Below are 22,362 nucleotides of genomic sequence, written 5' to 3' on the forward strand. Positions count from 1 at the left end.
AATGAGTAAGATAGTCGTTACAGGCGGTTTGGGATTTATAGGATCTCATACCGTTGTCGAATTACAGAATCAAGGTTTTGATGTGGTAGTTATCGATAATCTTTCCAATTCTTCTATCGAAGTTTTGGATGGTATCGAACGAATTACAGGTAAAAAACCGATTTTTTCTGGAATTGATTTAAGAGAAAAAAAGGATGTACAGCGCTTTTTTGCAGAGCATGATGATGTTGCGGGAGTAATTCATTTTGCGGCTTCCAAAGCTGTTGGCGAAAGCGTAAAAAATCCTTTGCTTTATTATGAAAATAATTTAGGCGCATTGGTTTACATATTACAGGAATTAGAGAAAAAGAAAGAAGCACATTTTATCTTTAGCTCCTCTTGTACAGTTTACGGTCAGGCCGAAGTAATGCCTATTGCGGAGAATACTTCTATTCAGCCTGCATTATCACCTTACGGAAATACTAAACAGATAGGGGAAGAGATTATTGAAGATGTGGTGAAAGTTAGTAACATCAATGCTATTCTTCTTCGTTATTTCAATCCTATCGGGGCACATCCTTCTGCTGAAATTGGTGAACTGCCAATTGGAGTTCCGCAAAATTTAGTTCCTTTTATTACTCAGGCAGGAATGGGACTGCGTGCCGAATTATCTGTTTATGGCAACGATTACCCAACCGTTGACGGAACCTGTGTACGCGATTATATTCATGTAGTCGATCTGGCTAAAGCACACGTAATTGCATTGCAGCGTTTATTAAACAAGAAAAATGCAGAACCATTAGAAATTTTCAACCTTGGAACAGGAACGGGAAGCTCAGTTCTGGAAGTAATCAGCGCTTTTGAAAAAGTGAGCGGTCAGAAACTGCCGTACAAAATTGTTGAAAGAAGAGAAGGGGATGTTACAGAGGCTTATGCCAACACGGATAAAGCCAATAATGTTTTGGGCTGGAAAACTGTTTCATCATTGGAAGAAGCGATGGCAAGTGCATGGAAATGGGAGCAGAAAATCAGAAAAAGTCCTAAATTTAAATCTTAAAATGTTTAGTTAAAAGACTAATCATACGGAGTTTACTATTGGGAAAACAAAATAAATGTAAAAAACACATTTATAAGCATTGCTAATAAATTTTTTTATTTTACATTTGACATTCAATAATTCATAATAAAACAATATTATTAAAACATATTTTTTATTTTATGTTTAATTTGAGTGAGAAATTACTCTTTTTTATTTGAAAGATGTGTTATATTGGCACTCCCAAATTATTTCAGATATTAACTATTAAAAAGAAAAACAAATGACCTTTATATTAACTTTTAAAAAATTATTTACTCATGAGTAATAACTTGGCTTTTGCAGATTATGCAGTATTTATTATTTATTTTATAGTGGTGTCCGTTTACGGGTACATTATTTATCGCAAGCGTGAAAGAAACGAGCACGATGCCAAAGCATATTTCCTTGCAGAAGGAACTTTAACATGGTGGGCAATTGGAGCATCATTAATCGCTTCAAACATTTCAGCAGAACAATTTATCGGAATGAGCGGGGAAGGATTCTTTTTAGGAATCGCTGTTGCTGCTTATGAGTGGCTTGCTGCTATTGCCTTGATTATTGTGGCTGTTTGGTTTATTCCTGTTTATTTAAAAAACAAGATTTACACCATGCCTCAATTTTTGAAACAAAGATATAACGAATCAACAGCTTTGATTATGGCTGTTTTTTGGCTGTTTTTATATGTTTTTGTAAACTTAACTTCTATTTTATATTTAGGAGCTGTTGCTATTAATGGATTGACAGGAGGTGACTACTTGCATGCTATTATGATTGGCTTAGCAGTTTTTGCTTTAATCATCTCTTTAGGAGGTATGAAAGTTGTAGCTTATACAGATGTTATTCAGGTAGCTGTTTTGATTATTGGTGGTTTAGTTACGTCTTACATTGCATTAACTACAGTTGCAGAGTATTTACCAGCTTCTGGTCAAGGTGCTATTGCTGGTTTCAAAGAATTGATGCGTCAAGCACCAGAGCATTTCAAAATGATTATTCCTGAACCTACTCAACGCGTTTCAGCTGCATTTGATCAAAATGCTATCGATAAATACCTTACTTTTCCTGGTTTAATGTCGTATGCTGCTGGTATCTGGATTATTAATCTGAACTACTGGGGCTGTAACCAGTATATCACTCAAAGAGCTTTGGGAGCTGATCTGCAGACTGCACGTACAGGTATTTTATTTGCTGGTTTTTTGAAATTATTAATGCCTCTTATCGTAATGCTTCCTGGTATTGCTGCTTATGTTTTATACCAAAATGGACATTTACCTCAATTGGCTGGAGGGCACAAAGACGGAGCATATTCTGCAATGTTAACTTTCCTTCCTACAGGAATTAAAGGATTATCAGTAGCGGCTTTGACTGCAGCAATTGTTGCTTCTTTGGCTGGAAAAGTAAACAGTATCTCTACTATCTATACTTTAGATGTTCACAAAAAATACATCCAAAGAAATGCTTCAGATAATGCACAGGTAAATATCGGAAGATATACAGTTTTCATAGCAATGCTTTTAGCTGTATTGTTTACTTGGGATGACTTGTTAGGAATTGGAGGAGTAGGCGGTTTTACTTATATCCAAAAATATACAGGTTTTATTAGCCCTGGTGTATTTGCTATGTTCTTTCTTGGTATGTTCTGGAAAAGAACAACTGGTACAGCTGCTATTGTTGGTGTAATTTCAGGTTTCTTACTATCTGTTTTATTCAACGAATTTGCACCTGCATTATTTGGAAACGAGACAATCTTATACACTGCGTACCAGACTGCAAAAGGAACTTACGAAATTCCTTTCCACATTTGTATGGGATTATCATTCTTATTCACAATGCTTTTAATGATTGGTATCAGTATGGCTGGACCAAAAGTGAATCCAAAAGCATTCGAATTGGATACAGAAATGTTCAAATTGAAACCACAAACTACCGTTATGGTGATAATCACTTTGCTGGTTATTGCTGCATTATACGTTAAGTTCTGGTAAAAAATAAGTTAGTTATAAAAAGGGTGAAGCTAAATTCGTTTAGTTTCACCCTTTTTTTTTGAAGCAAAATGGTTTTGTGGGTATTGTAAGATTACTGCTTTCGAATGTTTTTGGATGTATCTTTCAAATACAAAACTAAGTTTTCATTAAATAATTGCTCAAATACGTTATCGTAGTTGTTATTTGAGTTTTCTATTTGTCATTTCTATTGACATATATGCTGGGATTCAAAATTTTTTCTAAGTCGCCAATTTTGAGCAAATCTCTAATGGACTGTTCAATACATTCTCTTGTTAATTCCCGTACAAGCAAGTCAGGAGGTATTTGATATAATCCATTTAGATTTTCTCCTGTTTTTTTGTCTTCGTTAATTGCAGTCTCTAAATATTTGTATGTCCATACATTTAATCCGTAATGGCGTCCATCTTCTAAATTAACCTGAATATTGCAAAACTCGTTTTCAATGTCCCAGTCATTTGGGCTAACTGCTTCAAATTCTAACCAAAGAGTAAAATTACAGTTAGTCAATTGTTTATTCATTTGATTTGTATTTTGATAATTAATGAAGATATTACAATGGGTTTGGGATTAAATTAATTTGGTTTATGTTTCGATTCAATTTGGATTATTTTTTTTTGCTATTTCACGTGCTTTATTCCAATTTTCATCAAAACGGATTTCATCTGTTTTATATTTAGTATCTATTAGTTCTCTAATTAGTTCCCTTAATTCTAAGCTGTTTTTTTCAACACTTTTGGGGATAATATTGTTTTCGCTTAAGCGGTTAACCGTAAAATGATGTAAAAAAGTGTGAGCATCTGCATCAAGCTCTTCCAATATTATTGTTTTAAGATCTTCATCAGAACTTGAAAGATGTTTTTTCATCTAAATGTCTTAAAGTTTCTAGATAGAAATCAAGAGATTTTTCTAAAGTTATTTCTTCCATAGCTTCCTGTTTTTTAAACTTAAATGTTGTGAAATATTCCAGTCTGCTAACTAATTAGCCTGCTGTTTCTGAATATATTTACCCAAATCCACCATAGTTGTAACCCAAATATCCTTTTCTCTTTTTTTAAGATAAAGAAGCAGTTTTTGATGTTCTTCCAAGTTTATATTTAGTGCATGTTCACCGCCGACACCATGAAATAAGAAAACAATAAAGGATCCTGCCTTTTCGGCTTCTTCAATCTGTGTGATCATCTGTGCTGCGGTAGTTCCGTTTTCTACAAATGAATTCACATTGGACAAATCAACAGTTTTGGCAGGAAGATATCCCTGCTGTACACCCCTTGCGGCTGTAAAATCAGTTTTCAGATAATCATAATAAAGTGTGTCATTAATTTTTAAATCACCGCACGGATAGGCAAAAGTGCGTTCCGATCTGCCGTCAATAGCTTTCAGAAATTGGTTTGCCGTTTTTATTTCTTTTACAGCTCTGGCAACTGTATAGCGGGAAAGATCATTGTCTTTGGTAACAAAGTCACGTCCGAGTAAACTGCCGTCGCAGGGATGGTATAAGGTGTGATTCCCCAATTCATGTCCTTTTTTGGAAGCAGTCCGCCATTCCTCCATTCTGCCGGTCACGACAGGGGACGAAGCGATAAGATAGAAAGTGCCTTTGAAACTAAATGAATTAAGCGCCGGAATTACCTTGTCGAGATGAATATTCAGGGCATCGTCATAAGTAAGCACGACGGCACATTTTTTACCGTTCCAGTCTGCGGTTTCTTTTTGAGCAAATGATAAATTATTGACCAGCAGTAATAAGGGAAGAATAAGGAGGTTTTTAAATTTCATGAGTAAGTAAATTGTGGTTGGTTTAAAGTTAATAGTGTATTGCTCTGTAAACTTACCCACAATTTTTTATAAAACAAAAAGAAGATTTTCCTTTTGTGCTGACAGTAAGTTTGTTGAACTGAAAAGAACGCAAAGAATTACGCTGAGTTCGGAAAGCTTTGCGAATCCTGCAGTTAAATTATTTACACTTTCTTTATTACATAAGTCACCATTCCCCAAATGATAAGCTGGTTTTCTTCGGTTACTTTTATGGGTTCGTAACTGGAATTTTCAGGCATGAGGTACAAACAGTCCTTTTCGGTCTTAATGCGTTTTACTGTAAATTCACCATCGATGCAGCAAATCGCTATTTTATTGTTTTGAGGTTCCAGACTTCGATCGACAACCAAGACATCTTTGTCATCTATTCCCGCATCAATCATTGAATTACCGCTGACTTTGATGTAAAACGTTGCCAATGGATTTTCGCTCAACTCTTTATTTAGATCGATACTGGTTTCCATAAAATCGGCGGCAGGTGACGGGAAACCTGCAGAAACCCCTTCGCTGACATACGGGATTTGGATTTTGCTTTCAAAATCTGGATGAAAGAAAGTCAGTTTTTGTGGTTTTTTTATAGACATTGTATCTCGAGTATATCTTTGAAACTTGTGGTGTATTTGGGTGAAAGATGATTCTGGTTCATATTCCAGGTTAGTCTTAGGTTTTGGGTGGCCAATTTTACTTTGGCTTCGCCAATTTTGTGGTTCAGCCGATCCATTACTTTCATCAAAGCCAAATGTTTTGGGTTTTCTTCTTCAAATAACTGATACTGCTTTTGATTCTCATCGATTAATTCTGTGAGGATAACTCCTGCTTTTTTAAATTTGATCCCTTCATTTCCCTTGTGCAGTTTTTTTAGCATATCTACGGCTGCATTGCAAATGGTTAAGGTTGAATTGGTCGCAAACGGCAATGTCACCGCCATATTAAAATAATACTTGGATGTTTTGACAGAGTGCTTGTCGACGACTAGCATCACGATGATAGTGTGACAGCAGGAATGCTGTCTGCGTAGTTTTTCGGCAGAGACGGCGACAAAAGTGGTCAGCCGCTCGCGGAGTAAATCAAAGTCGGCTATCTGTTTCGGGAAGCTTCGGGTTGTTGCGATACTCTTTTTTTGCTCTTTGAGTGGCTCTAAATCTAATACTGATTTTCCTTCCAGTTCATATTTTAGACGAAGACCTACAACACCCATTTCTTTCTTGATCCAGGCCTCGTGCTGTGGCTGGATAAAGTCGAGAGCAGTATTTATTTTACGGAGTTTGACTTTCTTGATGGTGCGGTAGCCAATGCCCCAGACATCTTCAATTTTGGTCCACTTCAAGGCTTTGATGCGTTTTTCTTCGCTGTCGATTACATAAACGCCTTTGGTTCTGTCCTGAAATTTTTTGGCAATCTTATTGGCGATTTTAGATAAAGCTTTGGTTTCGGCAAAGCCAATACAGGTAGGAATTCCAACCCATTTTTGAACACGGTTTCTCATTTGGAGACCATAATCGTGAAAGTCTGGAATATTTAAACCGTCAAAATTGAGGAAGGCTTCGTCTATGCTGTAGATTTCTAAATTTGGAGTGAATTGTTCCAAAATTGCCATTACCCGATTGCTTAAATCACCATAAAGCGGATAATTGGATGAAAATAACTGAATATTTTTCTCTTTAACCAATTCTTTAATTTTAAATGCTGGTGCGCCCATTGGAATCCCGGCCTCTTTGGCTTCTTCGCTTCTGGAAATGACGCAGCCGTCATTGTTGGATAATATCGCAACAGGTTTTCCGTTGAATTTCGGCTGAAAAACACGTTCGCAGGAAGCATAAAAATTATTGCAGTCGACTAAAGCATACATACCGCAAAATTACGGAATAGTGCGATATGCTTTTGGATTGGGAAAGTAAATTTTTGGAACTGTTAACAAGTCTTTCGGCTAGAATTTTAAAACTCAAAATTAAAGCCTTTCTGTGTAAGTTTCTCGTAAATTTCGGAGTCAAATTTGTAAAGTTTTGCTGCTCTGTGGGAAACGTCTTTTTGTTTCTCATCTAAGGCAACTAACAATTTCATATGCAGAATCTTTCTGCGGAAATTCGATTTGTCCAATTCGATGCCTAATATTTCTTCGTAAAGATGCATTAACTGCAGCAGCGTAAATTTTTCGGGCAGGAGATTAAAACCGATGGGAGCCTGACGAACCCTGTTTTGCAGATGCATCAGACTAAAATCCAGAATTTCATTGTGATCGAAAATTAAATCAGGAATGTCTTTGATTTTATGCCATTTGGCCTCTCTTACCGTCAAACTGGCTGTTATGTTGTAATCTTCACGATTTATCAAAGTGTAGTAACCGATAGTGACAACTCTTCGTTCAATTACACGTTTTGGGTTGGTAAAAGCTTTCAATTGCTCTAGATAGATGTTATCCATGCTGGTAAGTTCATGCAATATCCGCTGTGCGGCATCATCGGCACTTTCTTCTGTTTTCATCCATCCGCCAAGAAGCCCCCATTTACCTACACTTTCTCCTTCGGCATGCTGTACCAGCAGCACCTCAAGACTTTCTTTGTTAAAGCTAAATATAACACAGTCAATTGTGATTCCTTCAATTGCTGTATTGTTTATTTCTGTCTGTGCTTTAGTTGTCAATTTTGGCTGTTTTTTTAGAATGTAAAAATGTTATTTTTTGGTTTTAAAAGCAAGTTTAAAATTCAAAATTAAATCCTTTTTGAGTTAGTTTTTCATAAATTTCGGAATCAAATTTATACAGCTGTGCGGCTCGGTGTGATACGTCTTTTTGTTTTTCGTCTAATGCGACCAGTAATTTCATGTGTAAAATCTTTCTGCGGAAATTAGATTTATCCATCTCTATGCCCAGTATTTCTTCATACAGATGCATAAGCTGCAGTAAAGTAAATTTTTCTGGGAGCAGATTAAAACCTATTGGTGCCTGGCGTACCCTGTTGCGAAGATTTTTTATGCTGTAATCTAGGATTTCATTATGATCATATATTAGTTTGGGTATTTCGTTGATTTTATACCATTTGGCATCCGAAGCGGTAAAACCTGCCTTAATATCATAATCTTCTCTTTTTACCAAAGCATAATATCCTATTGTAATAACCCTTCTGACTGGGAAACGGTCGGGTTCTCCAAAAGCTTTTAGCTGTTCAAGATAAATGTTGTCCATTCCGGTCAGATCGGCTAATAGTCTGTGGGCGGCATCATCGGTACTCTCTTTTTTGTTTATCCATCCGCCGGGCAGTCCCCATTTTCCTTTACTTATACCTTCTCCGTGCTGTACTACGAGTACTTCTAAAATTCCGTTGTCAAAACCAAATATAACACAGTCAATAGAAATGGCATTCATAGACGAATGCTCTGTCATTTGTATTGAAACCTGATTCTTATTTTCCTCTCCCATTGCATTGTGAATTTGGTGCTAAATTAAATTTTTCTTAAAGCTGTATTGCCTGCTGTAAAATATTTTGTGAAATAGTTATGAGCCTTTGTTAAATTGTTTTTTTGCTTTTTGAGCTTATTAATTGTTAAATAATTAATAATCAGCTATAAATTGTGTTCAAAGTTAATGTAAATGATGTTAAAAAAAGCTCTCGAAGTATATTAAATCAATAATTATTGAATGTCTTTTTTGTTAATAACAAATTTTTAATCGCAAAATTTTGTTAATATAAAAAATACGCCGTACACTTGTAGTCAAATTAACCATAACGTTATGGTTTATTTGACCAAAAGTAATGAAAACAATATTAAGTCGGGCATATAATTTAGAGGAAAATGTGTTTTTTAAGTATCAGTTATAGGAATCAGCCATAAATAATCTGGATTTGTTACCTGCAGAAAGAAATTATTATTCTCGAGAAAGCAGTTTTCAATTTGGAATCTTAAATTTTTTTCCTGGCGATATTTTAAAGAACTACTGTCTGCAAAAAAGCTATGCCAAAAGTATTAAAGACTATTTGACGAAATGATGGAATTGGATTTTGAAAGAGTGCATGTCTTTGTAAAATTCTGAAACTGTTGTCCGTGCAGATGGAGACCCTAACAAATAAATTAAAAACAAGAATTATTTGAACCAACTTATTATGAATGCACATTAATTAGATTTTTTGAACACACACAAACACTAACAACAATTTAACCAAATTATTAATTATTATGAAAAGCAATTATTGTATTAAACCAACAATGTTCCAGTTTTGCATGGCGCTGTTGCTTGCTGTATTTACGATGCAGTCTGGTTTTGCACAAGAGCAATCCAGACCTGTAAGCGGAACTGTAAAATCAACAGGGGACAACATGCCAATTCCTGGTGCAACTATTACAATTGACGGTACAAAGACATCAATATCAACAGATTTTGATGGAAAATTTAAGTTAGATGCAAAAACTGGTGATGTATTGACGATCAGTTTTATGGGGTATAAAACCCAGCATATAACTGTAGGAACGCAAAATATGATTAATGCTGTTTTGCAGACTGATGTAGCAGATCTTAAAGAAGTTGTCGTTATCGGTTATGGTTCACAAAAGAAAAAATTGGTAACTAACGCTGTTACTCAGGTTAGTGGCGAATCTCTTGCAAAAACTAATACTACTAGTGCACTGCAGGCACTGCAAGGACAGGCAGCCGGACTTCAGATTACATCTACTTCAGGACAGCCTGGAGAGGGTTTGAATGTAGTTATTAGAGGTGTTGGTTCTACAGGAGGAAGCAGTCCTCTGTATGTTGTAGATGGAATACTTACAGGTGATATATCCTATTTAAGTAATTCAGATATTGAATCTATTTCTGTTTTAAAAGATGCTGCTTCTGCAGCTATTTATGGTTCTCAAGCTTCTAATGGAGTTGTTTTGGTAACTACAAAGAAAGGAAAACGCGGTTCTGCTGGTAAAATTACTTTTGATCAATATTATGGTGTTCAGTCTGTAGCTAGAAAAGTAGATTTATTGGATGCAACAGAGTATGCTGCTATTTTAAATGAAGCTGCTGTAAATTCAGGTAGGCCTCCTTATTTTACTAATGCTCAAATTGCTGCATTAGGAAGCGGAACAAACTGGATGGATAAAATGCTGGTTGATAATGCTGCTACTCAAAATTATGCATTTGGTGCTTCAGGAGGTTCAGACAGTTCAGTTTATTCTACTTCATTGTCTTATTTGGGACAAGAAGGAGTTGTTGGAGGAGCTGATTTATCAAACTACAAGCGTTATAATTTTAGATTCAACTCAGAGCATAAATTATATAAAGACGTTGTTACTTTAGGCGAAAATTTAAGTTTTGCTTATATTGATAAAAATGGTATTGGTGTTGGTAATCAGTATAATAACTCTTTGAGAAGTGCTTTTCAAACTACTCCGTTATTACCAATGTATGATGCAGACGGAAATTATTTTGATACTTCAAAGACAAATAGTAGTGAGCTTTGGTTAAATGGAGTTGCAAATCCTTATGCAATGATGACTTACAATAATCAAAACGAAAGCAATAATCAAAAATTATTAGGGAATGTTTATCTGCAAATTGAGCCAATAAAAAATTTAACATTTAAAACAACTCTAGGTCTTGATTATTATGCAGGTGAAAGTCATTCGTATTCTCCAGAATATCAATTGTCAATTTATGCATTTAGCAAATTTGATAAAGTTTCTCAAAGCATGAATAAGGGAAAAACCCTTACTTGGGACAATTTAGCAACGTATAAGTTTAATGTTGCAGAAAATCATCATTTTGAAACAATGTTAGGGACATCGTATATAAATTACGATGGAACTTCAATGGGGACTACAAATGCCGATGGGGTTTTTAGCGATTTAGATCATGCCTGGTTAGATAATACGACTAACAAAGATGGGTCTAAAATATCATTTAATGGTCAAAAAAGTGAGACGAAAAGAATGTCTTATTATGGAAGATTAAATTATGATTTTAATGAAACCTATTTGATTAATGCAACATTTAGAATGGATGGATCTTCTATTTTTTCTACAGAAAATCAATGGGGTTATTTTCCATCGGTATCTGCAGGATGGGTTATGTCTAATGAAGAATTCTTGAAAGATTCGAAAGCGATAAACTTTCTTAAATTGAGAGCAAGCTGGGGACAGGTTGGGAATCAAAATGCAAGATCATTCCAATATCTGTCACCAATAAAAACAGATCATACCAACTATACTTTTGGTAATACTGAGGGGGTTCTTACACCGGGAGCTTATCCTAATAGATTGGCAAACCCTTACTTGAAATGGGAAACTTCAGAACAGATAGATTTAGGCTTTGATGCTAAATTTTTAAACAATGCCTTAAGTGTTACATTTGATGCATACCAAAAAACTAATAAAGATTGGATAATTTTAGCACCTTCAAAAGCGATAGACGGGGCAGACCCATCGTATAAAAATGGCGGTGATGTAGTTAATAAAGGTTTAGAGTTGTCATTACAATATCAGAATAAAATTGGAGAATTTAATTATAGTGTTAGTGCCAATGGCGCATATAATGAAAATAAAGTGGGTCAAATACCAGCTGAAGGCGGGATTATCCACGGATTAAGTAATGAGCTTTATGATAATGCAGGTGAATTCTACAGAGCAGAAAACGGACATCCATTAGGTTATTTCTGGGGATATAAAACAGGAGGTGTTTTTCAAACTCAAGAACAAATTAATAACTACAAATCAGCAAATGGGGTAGTTCTGCAGCCTAACGCAGCTCCAGGTGATCTTATTAAGGTAAATACCAACGGAGATGATAAAATTAGTGCTGATGATAAAACAGAAATAGGAAAACCTAATCCAGATTTTACTTTTGGTTTCACTTTGTCTGCTAGTTATAAAGCTTTTGATTTTACTGCGATGGCAAATGGTGTAGCAGGAAACCAAATTGTACAATCGTATAGAAATCAATCGGGTGCTTATGGTAATTACACATCAGAAATATTGAGCCGTTGGCATGGTGAAGGTTCTTCTAATACAATGCCAAGAGTTACGGAAGATAATAGAAATTTCACAGATTTTTCAGATTTGTATGTTCATGATGGTGATTTCTTGAGAATTAGTACAGTTACAATAGGATATGATTTTGCAAAAATGAATAAGTCAAAACGATTTTTTGCAAGCCAGTTCAGACTTTACTTTTCAGCATTAAATCTTTACACTTTTACAAAGTATAACGGTATGGATCCTGAAATTGGATTTGGTTCTTCAAATGATGATCAAAAATTTTCTTCGGGGGTTGATGTAGGATACTACCCAAGACCAAGAACATTCATGATGGGATTAAATATTAAACTTTAATAAATAAAATAATGAAAAATACATATTTATATATTTTCTGTTTGAGTTTATTGTGTCTAAGTTCTTGCAGTTTAGAAACAGAACCTATAATAGGACAAACAGATACAAATTTTTACAAAACTACAGACGATGCTAATTCAGCATTAGTAGGCTGTTATGATGGATTGCAAGTAGCGACAGGGGCTAGTGGTGTTGGTATTCCGGTTTTGAGTGAAGTGATGTCTGATGATTGTTTTGGAGGAACTGGTGCTTCAGATGGATACAATTATGCACTTATAGATGAGTTTGATCCTTCTCGATCACCTTCTGACGTAGATTTACTTAATGGTAACTGGATTGCTTATTATAAAGCAATTTACCGTTGTAATATTTTCTTAACTAAAATGGATCAGATTGACTGGAAAGGAAATACAGCTTTGAGAAACACTTACGAATCCGAAACTAAATTTATCCGAGCTTATCTTTATTTTGAAATGGTACGTGTATGGGGCAATATTCCATTATTAACGGTTGCTTCATCTGAAAATATTCCACAGGCAAATCCAGATGAGGTTTATAAAGTTATTGCTGAAGATTTAACATTCGCTTCAAATAATTTGCCTGCAGTAGCATACAGTGCAACAGTTAGCGGACATGCTACAAGATGGGCCGCAAAATCTTTATTAGGCAGAGTATTTTTATATTATACAGGATATTATGGAAAAGCTGACTTAGCTGGCGTTGTAACTAAAGCTCAGGCTTTAGGACATTTAGAAGATGTTATTGCCTCTAGCGGTCATGGCTTGGTTGATGATTTTTCTACTTTATGGCCAGCAGCTTCAGGAGTTAAGTATGCAGGAGAAAGTAATAAAGAAAATGTGTTTTCTATAAAATATACATATACTAGTGATTATAACGGAAATACTGATGGTAACAGCTGGTTAGTAATGTTTGGAATGAGAGAGTTTTCATCTTTTCCTTATGCACACGGATGGGGCGTTACTGTAAATTCGAAATTATGGAATACTTATAATGCCAACGATACAAGACGTGGTGCAACTGTAATTGGAATTAAAGAAGAAAACATTGCGTTTGACAAAATAAACAATCAAAGGGAGTATACTGGATATTACAACAAAAAATATTGCCCAATGATTAATGATAAAGGAATTGAACTTCCTATTGCAATGGGAAGTGCGTTTTGGGAAATCAGTCAATTCCAGGATTATACTGTAATGAGATATGCTGATGTTTTGCTGATGGCTGCTGAATTAGGAAGCGGAAGCGCTCAGTCTTATTTTGACCAAGTAAGACAAAGAGCTTATAAAGCCAGTTTTGTATCTCTGCCTGTAAATAAAGATAATATTTTAAAAGAAAGACATTTAGAATTTGCTCTTGAAGGTATTAGATATTATGATTTATTGCGCCAGGGGATCGGTACAGCTTCTTCAGCTATTGCAGAAACTACAACCTTGCTAAGCGGAGGAGTTGCTGGTACAAAAACGATTTCGGCTGCCAAAATCCAAGCTACAAAAGGACTGCAGCAAATTCCTAATACACAAATCACGTTATCTGGTGGAGTTTTAAAGCAAAATGCTGGTTGGTAATTTTAACTAAAAATTTAAAAAAATGAAAAAGACTAAATTATTAATTACATCATTTTTGATGTTAATGGTACTAGTATTAGTGCCATCTTGTTCACCGGATACGTATTCATTAGATGGTATTACTGATAAATCGGATATACATTTTGATATTACTCAGGATTTAGCAGCGGATCCAGGCGGAAATACTGTAATTCTGAAAAATACTACCCCAGGTGTTGTACTTACCTGGGACTATGTTACGGGGAAATCAAACAAAGCTAATGAAACCGTAAAATATGCTTTTAAAGGTAATTATACGATAAAAATTACTGCAGTTACTGGCGGTGGTATAGTAGAATTAGATCCAGTAACAATTACTGTTACTAAGGATAACTTAAATTATGTAAACGATCCTCTTTGGAATTTACTTTCGGGCGGGGTTGGAAAATCTAAAACATGGGTTTTGGATTTAGATGCAAATGGAGTTTCGAAATTTTTTGCAGGACCTATGTTCTTTTACGGTACCGATAATGCATGGTTAGAAGGAGGCGATAAAGGATGTTACGGTACTGATTGCTGGAATTGGAGTCCAGAATGGAAAGGGAATCAATGGATTGCAGCCAAAGGCGATTATGGAACTATGACATTTAGTTTAAATGGAGGTCCATTTTTGACAACAGATCATAAAATGAGCCCAAGTTATGGTAAAGAATCAGGGACGTACTTTTTAGACGCTGATAAAAAAATTATAACTACTTCTGGTGCGACTATTTTGCATAGCAATGAATATGAGAACTGTGTTGATAACTGGAAATCAATGAAAATTATGTCTATCACTGCAAACACATTACAAGTTGGTGTTTTAAGAAAAGGCAGCTGTGATGGAGCAGCAACATTGGTTTACAACTTTATATCAAAAGAGTATAGTGACAATTGGGTGCCAACTGCTGTTGCAGATCCAAATCCAAGTATTGATTTAAATGGAGGTACAGTAGGTGATTTATTATCGACTACAACTACAACTACTAAAACATGGGCGTTAAGCAAAGACACTCCTTTCAATTGGACAAGTTTAGATGGAGCTTTCTTAAACAACTGGAATTCAGTTGCAGATTATCCGGATTGGGCAGCTTTCACAGCAGCTGATCAGGTTACTGTTGTAAAAAATAAAATTTCATTTTCTAGTAATGGCACTGTAAAAACGATAACAAGTAATGGTACTACTGCCTCAGGAACTTACACTACAAGTACTGACGGAACAAATATTATCACTTTTGCAGGTATAACTCCTTCATTTCCAATTGGAAATTCTTGGGCATCCGTTTCTACAACAGATAAAAATCAGTGGAAAATTGTAAAAACTGCAAAAACAGGCAATGTTGTTACCGATATCTGGTTTGGAAAAAGAGATCCAAACAAGAGTGAATATATGGTTTTCCATTTTGTTTTAAGTTCTCTATAATTAAGAGTGTGATAAAAACACTTTTTGAATAATAATTAAATGTATCGATAGGTAATATTTTGATTTACTTATCGGTACATTTATATTACTTTAAAAATATTATAATTTATCTAATGAAATATTTAAGCAGTTTTATACAAACTTTAGCCCTGCTGGGAATAATAATTCTAGCAGTGTCATGTAATGGAAATGAAGCTGGCTTCAATTCCAGAAAAATTGCGTTTAATTCAGATTGGAGTTTTCATTTGAATGATAGTATTATTGATAATGATACGATTGCAGCTTCAACAAAATGGAGAACCTTAAATGTTCCTCATGATTGGAGTATTGAAGGTAAATTTGATGAAAAAAGTCCTGCCGGATATGGCGGAGGCGCTCTTAACGGAGGATTGGGATGGTATAAAAAAACATTTAAAGTTGCTTTAGAAAATAAAGAAAAAATCACGTCAATTGTTTTTGATGGGGTATATAAAAACAGCGAAGTCTGGATTAACGGGCATTATTTAGGAAAACGCCCAAATGGATATATTGGTTTTCAATATGACATGTCTCCTTATTTGAATTATGGAGATAAAAACAACGAAATTATTGTTAAGGTTGATAATTCAAAACAACCCAATTCACGCTGGTATTCCGGTTCAGGAATATTTAGAAACGTATGGTTGGAAACAACTGATAAATTACATGTTGGACAATGGGGAACGTATATTACCACTCCAAAAGTTACTGCCGATAAAGCTTCGGTAAATATTGAAACTGCAGTTAAAAATCAAAATTCAGTTTCCAAAAATGCGATAGTAACAACTGCTATTTTTAAAGAAGACACTAAAGTAACTTCGGTTACCCAAAATATAACCATTGCTGCAAATACAGATCAGGTTCTCAATCAATACTTAATCGTTAATAATCCTATTTTATGGTCTGACGCAAAACCGGAACTGTACACTGCAGTTACAACAATCACCATAGATAACAAGATTGCTGACGAATACAAAACCAGTTTCGGAATCAGATATTTCAAATTTGATCTTAACAAAGGTTTTCTTTTAAACGGAAAACAAGTTAAGATTAAAGGTGTCTGCATGCACCATGATTTAGGTCCATTGGGTTCTGCGGTTAATACCAGAGCCATTGAACGCCAATTGGAAATTCTGAAAGGAATGGGTGTTAACGGAATCAGAACGTCTCACAATCCTCCTGCACCAGAGCTTTTGGATCTTTGTGACAAAATGGGGTTCATTGTTATGGACGAAGCTTTTGATATGTGGAAAAAAGGCAAGACCAAATACGATTACAGCCTAGACTGGGATAAATGGCATGTTAGGGATTTACAGGATCAAATCCTTCGTGACCGAAATCATCCAAGTATATTTATGTGGAGTATCGGTAACGAAATCCCAGAACAATGGAGTGATGAAGGTCCGATCATTGCCAAAGAATTAACTGGAATCGTAAAAAAACTGGATACCACACGATTAGTAACTGCTGGAATGAATCCTGCCGTTAATATGAAAATTGATGAGGTAACACTTCAGTTTGAAAAAAACGATACTTATTTCAATAAATTAGCCACTTCGGGAGCTTTGGATATTATCGGTTACAACTATGCTCACCAGACTTTTGAGCACCATCAAAAAAATTTTCCAAATACTCCGTTTATTGCAACCGAAACTACTTCGGCTCTAGAAACGCGAGGTTATTATGATGCCGTTTCGGATGTGGTTAAGAAATGGCCGGTAAGATGGGATCTTAAATTTACCGATGGAAATCCAGATAATACAGTATCTGCATACGATCAGGTTCAGGCACCATGGGGTTCTACTCACGAAGCGACTTGGAAAGTGATGAAAAAATACGATTTCCTTGCCGGAATGTACATTTGGACAGGCTTCGATTATATTGGTGAGCCAACTCCTTATGAGTGGCCGTCTATCAGTTCTTATTTTGGGATTGTGGATTTGGCTGGTTTCCCAAAAGATGTGTATTATATGTACCAAAGTGAATGGACCAACAAAACAGTTCTTCACCTTTTACCACACTGGAACTGGAAAGCCGGACAAACTGTTGATGTTTGGGCGTATTACAATAATGCCGATGAGGTAGAATTATTTTTAAACGGAAAATCAGTTGGTATTAGAAGCAAAAAAGGAGACGATCTTCATGTAATGTGGAGAATTCCTTTTCAGCCAGGAACTTTAAAAGCCGTTTCGCGCAAAAACGGAAAAACTGTTTTAGAATCCGAAATAAAAACCGCTGGAAATCCTTCTCAATTAAAATTAACAGCCGACAGAAGTACAATAAAAGCAGATGGAAACGATTTGTCTTTTATAACGGTAGATATTTTGGATGCAAAAGGTGTGCTTTCGCCAAAAGCAAATAACGAAATACAATTTTCATTAAAAGGAAACGGAAAAATTGTGGGAGTCTGCAGCGGTGATCCAGTAAGTCATGAATCGTACAAAGGTTTAAAGCATACAGCGCTTAACGGAAAATGTTTAGTCGTTGTTCAGTCAGGAACTACAAAAGGGAAAATAGAATTGACAGCGCAGGCTGGCAGATTAAAACAAAATACAATTATAATTACAGCAGAATAAATATTTAACTAATAACCAAAAATAAACACAATGAAGAAAATACAGTTAGCTTCCTTATCGCTTTTTATGGGCTTTGGTTTACTGCTTTCGCAAAAAGCTTCGGCACAAATCCAGAATGCGGATGTATTAAACGCTCCAATAGATATCAGCAAAGATTTTCAGAATTATTTGAACACTTTTTATTTTGCTGATGAGTTAGCCAGTTTCGATCCTGCAACAGGAAAAGGAACTATAAAATATCTGCGTTACAATTACCAGACACGTCAGGCTTTTAACAATATGATGATGAAGCCGGGTGTTGTTCCTGCTAATGAATTCCCAACTACAGAGTACGAAGTGTCTCCTGAACTTCCTTTCCAGATTCAGTTTGTGTCTGATCGTTCTATTCGTATCAAAACTACTTCCGGACCGCAGTTTCATCCAGAGAAAGAATCCTTGATGTTAATTAACGGAGTTGCTCCGAATCATCCGGAATTATGGAAATCTTCCAAAATAGAAGGCGGTTACAAATACACAAGCAAGCATGGTTCTGTGGAAATTTTGTCAAAACCATGGCATATCAAAATTTATGACGAAAAAGGAAAACTGCTTACCAGCACGCTTCACGATTCTGATTTTAAAAACACCTATACACCAACACTGCCATTCTCGTTTGTACGTAGAAACAGCGATTATTCCAGAAGTATGGGAGCGGCTTTCAGCTTAGAACCAGACGAAAAAATATTTGGCTGTGGAGAGTCTTTCACACAATTTAACAAAAGAGGTCAAAAAGTAGTTTTATGGACAGATGATGCCAATGGTATTCAGAACGAAACGATGTACAAACCTGTTCCGTTTTATATGAGTAGCCGTGGTTATGGCGTTTTCATGCACCATTCAACACCAATCACAGTTGATTTTGGGAAATATTTCGGCAGTGCCAATGAAATGTATATTGGTGATGATGAAGCCGATTTGTTTTTCTTCATTGGAGAACCAAAAGAAGTTCTTGACGAATACACCAACTTAACAGGAAAAGCTGCAATGCCGCCGCTTTGGTCATTTGGTTTCTGGATGAGCCGTATTACTTATTTCTCTGAAAAAGAAGGCCGTCAGGTTGCTAAAGATTTACGTGCCTATAAAATCCCGACAGATGTTATTCACTTCGATACAGGCTGGTTTGATGTAGACTGGAGAAACAATTATGAGTTTGCAAAATCCCGTTTCCCGGACGCACAAAAAATGATGTCAGATTTGAAAGATGACGGATACCATGTGTGTTTATGGCAGCTGCCTTACTTCACACCAAAAAACACCTTGTTCAATGAAATCATGGACAAAAATCTGGCAGTGAGAGACCGCAAAGGGAATCTTCCGTATGAAGATGCTGTACTGGATTTCTCAAATCCTGAAACAATAACTTGGTATCAGGGAAAATTGAAAAAATTATTTGATCAGGGCGTTTCCGTTTTTAAAGTTGATTTTGGTGAAGCTGCACCGCCGGAAGGAATTTACCATTCGGGTCGTACAGGTTTTTATGAGCATAATTTATACCCGTTGCGTTATAACAAAGCGGTTGCTGAAATTACTCAAAAAGAAAAAGGCTATACATTAATCTGGGCCAGAAGTACTTGGGCAGGAAGCCAGCGTTACCCATTGCATTGGGGCGGTGATGCCGAAACTAGCAACGGAGCAATGTCTGCTGAGTTAAGAGGCGGGCTTTCATTGGGATTAAGCGGTTTCAGTTTCTGGAGTCATGATGTGGGAGGATTTGCTACTAAATCTCCAGAGAATTTATACAGAAGATGGGCTCCGTTCGGAATGTTTACTTCACACGTAAGAAGCCACGGCGAACCTCCAAGAGAGCCTTGGTTATACAGCAAAGACTTTTTGGAAACTTTCAGAAAAGCTGATAACATGCGTTACGAGTTAATGCCATACATCTACGCTCAGGCAAAAGAAAGTTCTCAAAAAGGACTGCCGATGATGCGTGCTTTGTTCCTTGAATATCCAAATGATCCAGGATCTTGGTTAGTAGATAATGAATATTTATTTGGCTCAAGTATTTTGGTGGCCCCGCTCTTTGAAGAGGTTACAGAAAGAGACGTTTACCTTCCGCCTGGAACATGGATTGATTATCAGACTAAGAAAGTATATCAGGGCGGATGGCATAAAATTCAGGCTGGCGAAGTGCCAATCGTAGTTTTAGTAAAAGACGGTACAGCACTTCCTCATATTGGACTGGCTCAGTCTACCAAAGATATGGACTGGAGCAAATTGATTTTAAAAGTATATGCATCTGATGTGACAAAAGAGGCTGAAGCCAAAGTGTTCCTGCCAGATGGCGATGCAGTACAGACTATCACAGTTTCCAAAAAAGGAAACAATTTTGAAACAGCATCAAATCCATTAAATAGAAAAACCACTTTCAAAACGGAGTGGGTAAAATAATTTAGATTGAGTTTTGTTTAAATTGAAAATCGGGGGTTAGGTTAGGGTTTCCCCCGATTTTAAAAATTACATTTAAAAAATAATACCATGTTAAAAAAAATCATACTTCCGGCATTTTTAACAGCACTAACAGTTGTTGGTACTGCACAGGCCCAAAAAAGTAAATCTTATGAACTGGCTTCTCCAGGAGGAATAAACAAAATTAAGTTCAGCCTTGATAAAACAGCTCCAAAATATGCTGTTTCACACGGCAAAATCCAAGTAATTGAGCCGTCTGATTTAGGTTTTACGCTAAAAGGAAATGAGGATTTCAGTACCAATTTTGAAGTTATCGATGTAAAAAACAGTTCTTTTGATGAAACTTGGGAACAAGTATGGGGAGAAAAGAAAAAAATCAGAAACCACTATAATGAGATGGTTGTGCAGCTGCAGCAAAAGAGCAGTGAAAAACGAAGACTGAACATTCAGTTTCGCGCCTATGATGATGGTATTGCTTTTAGATACGAATATCCAAAACAAGAAAAGAATGACAGTATTTTTATCATGGATGAAAAAACGACTTTCAATCTGAAAGACGACGGAAAAGCATGGTGGATTCCGGCTAACAGAGAAAATCGTGATGAATACCTTTTTAAAGATGCACCGGTAAGCACTCTTGATACCGTTCTTACACCGCTTACTATTGAAAGCAAAAGCGGACTGGCTTTAAGTTTTCATGAAGCTAATCTAAAAGATTTTGCCAGCATGACTTTGGTAAACAATACAGGAACACAGTTGAAATCTGATTTGGTGCCTTGGGCTGATGGGGTGAAAGTAAGAGTAAAAGACGCTTTTACGTCTTCATGGAGAACACTTCAAATTGGTGAAAAGCCAGGGGATTTAATCACTTCTTATTTGATTCTGAATCTTAATGATCCAAATAAATTAGGTAAAGTAGATTATTTTAAACCATACAAATATTTCGGAATCTGGTGGGGAATGCACATCGGGAAATATTCATTTTGGGAAAGTCCAATTCAGGGCGCAACAACCAAACGTGCCGAAGAATATATGGATTTTACAGCTAAAGAAGGTTTTCATCATCTGCTGATTGAAGGCTGGAACAAAGGCTGGACACCGGCTTGGTATGAAAACAAAATGCACATGTTCAGTTTCACAAAAAGTGCAGACAATTTTGATTTAGAAAAAGTTGTGGAGTATGGAAATAAAAAAGGCGTTGCGTTAATTGGTTACCACGAAACTGGTTCAAACCTGATTAATTACTTAAAAGAAGTGGACGATGCTTTTGCTTTGTACAAAAGATTAGGAATGCACTCTGTGAAAATTGGACACGTGGGGTCTAAATTAAATATGAAAGAAAATCATTTCGGTCAATTTGGAGTGAATTATTTCAGATATATTTTAGAGAAAGCAGCAACATATGACTTGGCAGTATTGTATCATGAGTCAATAAAAGACACAGGAGAACGCCGTACTTTTCCAAATATGGTTTCGAGAGAAGCAGCGAGAGGGCAGGAGTACAATGCTTGGAGCGAAGGAAACCCTCCAAGTCATTTAACTATTATTCCTTTTACGAGACTGCTTTCCGGACCAATGGATTTTACGCCGGGGATTTTTGATGTTGAGGTGAAGCAAGGTTATCCTGGAAAAAGAGTTCACGGTACTGCAGCACAGCAGCTGGCATTGTATATAACCATTTATGCTCCAATTCAAATGATGGCCGATCTTCCTGAAAATTACGAAGGCAAACCAGCTTTACAGTTCTTAAAAGATGTCCCAACTGACTGGGAAGATACAAAAGTACTGGAAGGAAAAATTGGAGAATACATTACTACTGTCCGTAAAGACAGAAACAGTGCTGATTGGTATTTAGGAACTATCACAAATGAAAAAGCACGTGATGTTGAAGTTTCATTGTCATTTTTAGATAAAAACGCGACTTACGAAGCTCAGATTTATGCTGATGCCGAAGGTACTGATGAGACACATAATCCATCTGCAATTGCGATTTCGAAGAAAACCGTTAAAGCTTCAGATAAACTAAAATTACATTTAGGAGGAGCCGGAGGAACAGCAGTTAGATTCAAAAAATTATAGTCTGGATATTTTGTTGTAAAGATGTACTGCA

The 22,362-nt window shown here is 36.0% G+C and carries 15 protein-coding genes; 8 read left to right on the plus strand and 7 right to left on the minus strand.

The features are described from left to right. The first annotated feature begins 1 nt into the window (after position 1). Both galE and IRZ80_RS16370 read left to right on the plus strand, forming a co-directional pair. A complete protein-coding gene (gene galE, locus IRZ80_RS16365) occupies positions 2-1,036 on the plus strand; it encodes a UDP-glucose 4-epimerase GalE (protein ID WP_194642652.1) in 1,035 nt (344 codons plus the stop codon). Positions 1,037-1,335: 299 nt separating this feature from the next. Continuing rightward, on the plus strand, positions 1,336-3,039 hold the full coding sequence (locus tag IRZ80_RS16370) for a sodium/sugar symporter (protein ID WP_194642653.1): 1,704 nt from the start codon (positions 1,336-1,338) through the stop codon (positions 3,037-3,039). Between the two features lie 192 nt (positions 3,040-3,231). Here the strand turns inward: IRZ80_RS16370 and IRZ80_RS16375 are convergent, their stop codons facing one another. The 7 genes from IRZ80_RS16375 to IRZ80_RS16405 form a co-directional block, all read right to left on the minus strand. Then, positions 3,232-3,579: a hypothetical protein gene (locus IRZ80_RS16375; RefSeq protein ID WP_194642654.1), complete on the minus strand. Its 348-nt coding sequence runs from the start codon at positions 3,577-3,579 to the stop codon at positions 3,232-3,234. Between the two features lie 75 nt (positions 3,580-3,654). Next, entirely contained in the window at positions 3,655-3,924 is a 270-nt protein-coding gene (locus IRZ80_RS16380; protein WP_194642655.1) for a hypothetical protein, read from the minus strand. Positions 3,925-4,035: 111 nt separating this feature from the next. Beyond that, on the minus strand, positions 4,036-4,836 hold the full coding sequence (locus tag IRZ80_RS16385) for a polysaccharide deacetylase family protein (protein WP_194642656.1): 801 nt from the start codon (positions 4,834-4,836) through the stop codon (positions 4,036-4,038). 182 nt (positions 4,837-5,018) lie between these two features. Then, positions 5,019-5,459: a LexA family protein gene (locus tag IRZ80_RS16390; protein WP_194642657.1), complete on the minus strand. Its 441-nt coding sequence runs from the start codon at positions 5,457-5,459 to the stop codon at positions 5,019-5,021. Continuing rightward, positions 5,450-6,724, minus strand: a complete 1,275-nt coding sequence (locus IRZ80_RS16395; RefSeq protein ID WP_194642658.1) for a Y-family DNA polymerase — start codon at positions 6,722-6,724, stop codon at positions 5,450-5,452. Before IRZ80_RS16395 ends, IRZ80_RS16390 begins: the two co-directional genes overlap by 10 nt. An 86-nt stretch (positions 6,725-6,810) precedes the next feature. Further along, on the minus strand, positions 6,811-7,515 hold the full coding sequence (locus tag IRZ80_RS16400) for an NUDIX hydrolase (protein ID WP_194642659.1): 705 nt from the start codon (positions 7,513-7,515) through the stop codon (positions 6,811-6,813). Positions 7,516-7,570: 55 nt separating this feature from the next. Further along, positions 7,571-8,290 (minus strand): NUDIX hydrolase, encoded by a 720-nt coding sequence (locus IRZ80_RS16405; RefSeq protein WP_194642660.1) that lies wholly within the window; start codon positions 8,288-8,290, stop codon positions 7,571-7,573. A gap of 755 nt (positions 8,291-9,045) precedes the next feature. On the opposite strand from IRZ80_RS16405, the gene IRZ80_RS16410 reads away from it, so the two are divergent. The 6 genes from IRZ80_RS16410 to IRZ80_RS16435 all read left to right on the plus strand — a co-directional run bounded on the left by IRZ80_RS16410 (position 9,046) and on the right by IRZ80_RS16435 (position 22,331). Continuing rightward, positions 9,046-12,183, plus strand: a complete 3,138-nt coding sequence (locus IRZ80_RS16410; RefSeq protein ID WP_194642661.1) for a SusC/RagA family TonB-linked outer membrane protein — start codon at positions 9,046-9,048, stop codon at positions 12,181-12,183. A gap of 11 nt (positions 12,184-12,194) precedes the next feature. After that, positions 12,195-13,769, plus strand: a complete 1,575-nt coding sequence (locus tag IRZ80_RS16415) for a RagB/SusD family nutrient uptake outer membrane protein (protein WP_194642662.1) — start codon at positions 12,195-12,197, stop codon at positions 13,767-13,769. A gap of 22 nt (positions 13,770-13,791) precedes the next feature. Further along, positions 13,792-15,210 (plus strand): hypothetical protein, encoded by a 1,419-nt coding sequence (locus IRZ80_RS16420; protein WP_194642663.1) that lies wholly within the window; start codon positions 13,792-13,794, stop codon positions 15,208-15,210. Positions 15,211-15,323: 113 nt separating this feature from the next. Next, positions 15,324-17,804 (plus strand): glycoside hydrolase family 2 TIM barrel-domain containing protein, encoded by a 2,481-nt coding sequence (locus IRZ80_RS16425; RefSeq protein ID WP_194642664.1) that lies wholly within the window; start codon positions 15,324-15,326, stop codon positions 17,802-17,804. Positions 17,805-17,834: 30 nt separating this feature from the next. Then, the gene (locus IRZ80_RS16430) at positions 17,835-20,234 is read left to right on the plus strand and encodes an alpha-xylosidase (protein ID WP_194642665.1); all 2,400 of its coding nucleotides are present in this window, start codon (positions 17,835-17,837) and stop codon (positions 20,232-20,234) included. An 87-nt stretch (positions 20,235-20,321) separates the two neighbouring features. After that, positions 20,322-22,331, plus strand: a complete 2,010-nt coding sequence (locus IRZ80_RS16435) for a glycoside hydrolase family 97 protein (protein ID WP_194642666.1) — start codon at positions 20,322-20,324, stop codon at positions 22,329-22,331. Positions 22,332-22,362 lie beyond the last annotated feature (31 nt).

The organism is Flavobacterium sp. HJJ (assembly GCF_015351475.1).
GTDB lineage: Bacteria > Bacteroidota > Bacteroidia > Flavobacteriales > Flavobacteriaceae > Flavobacterium > Flavobacterium marginilacus.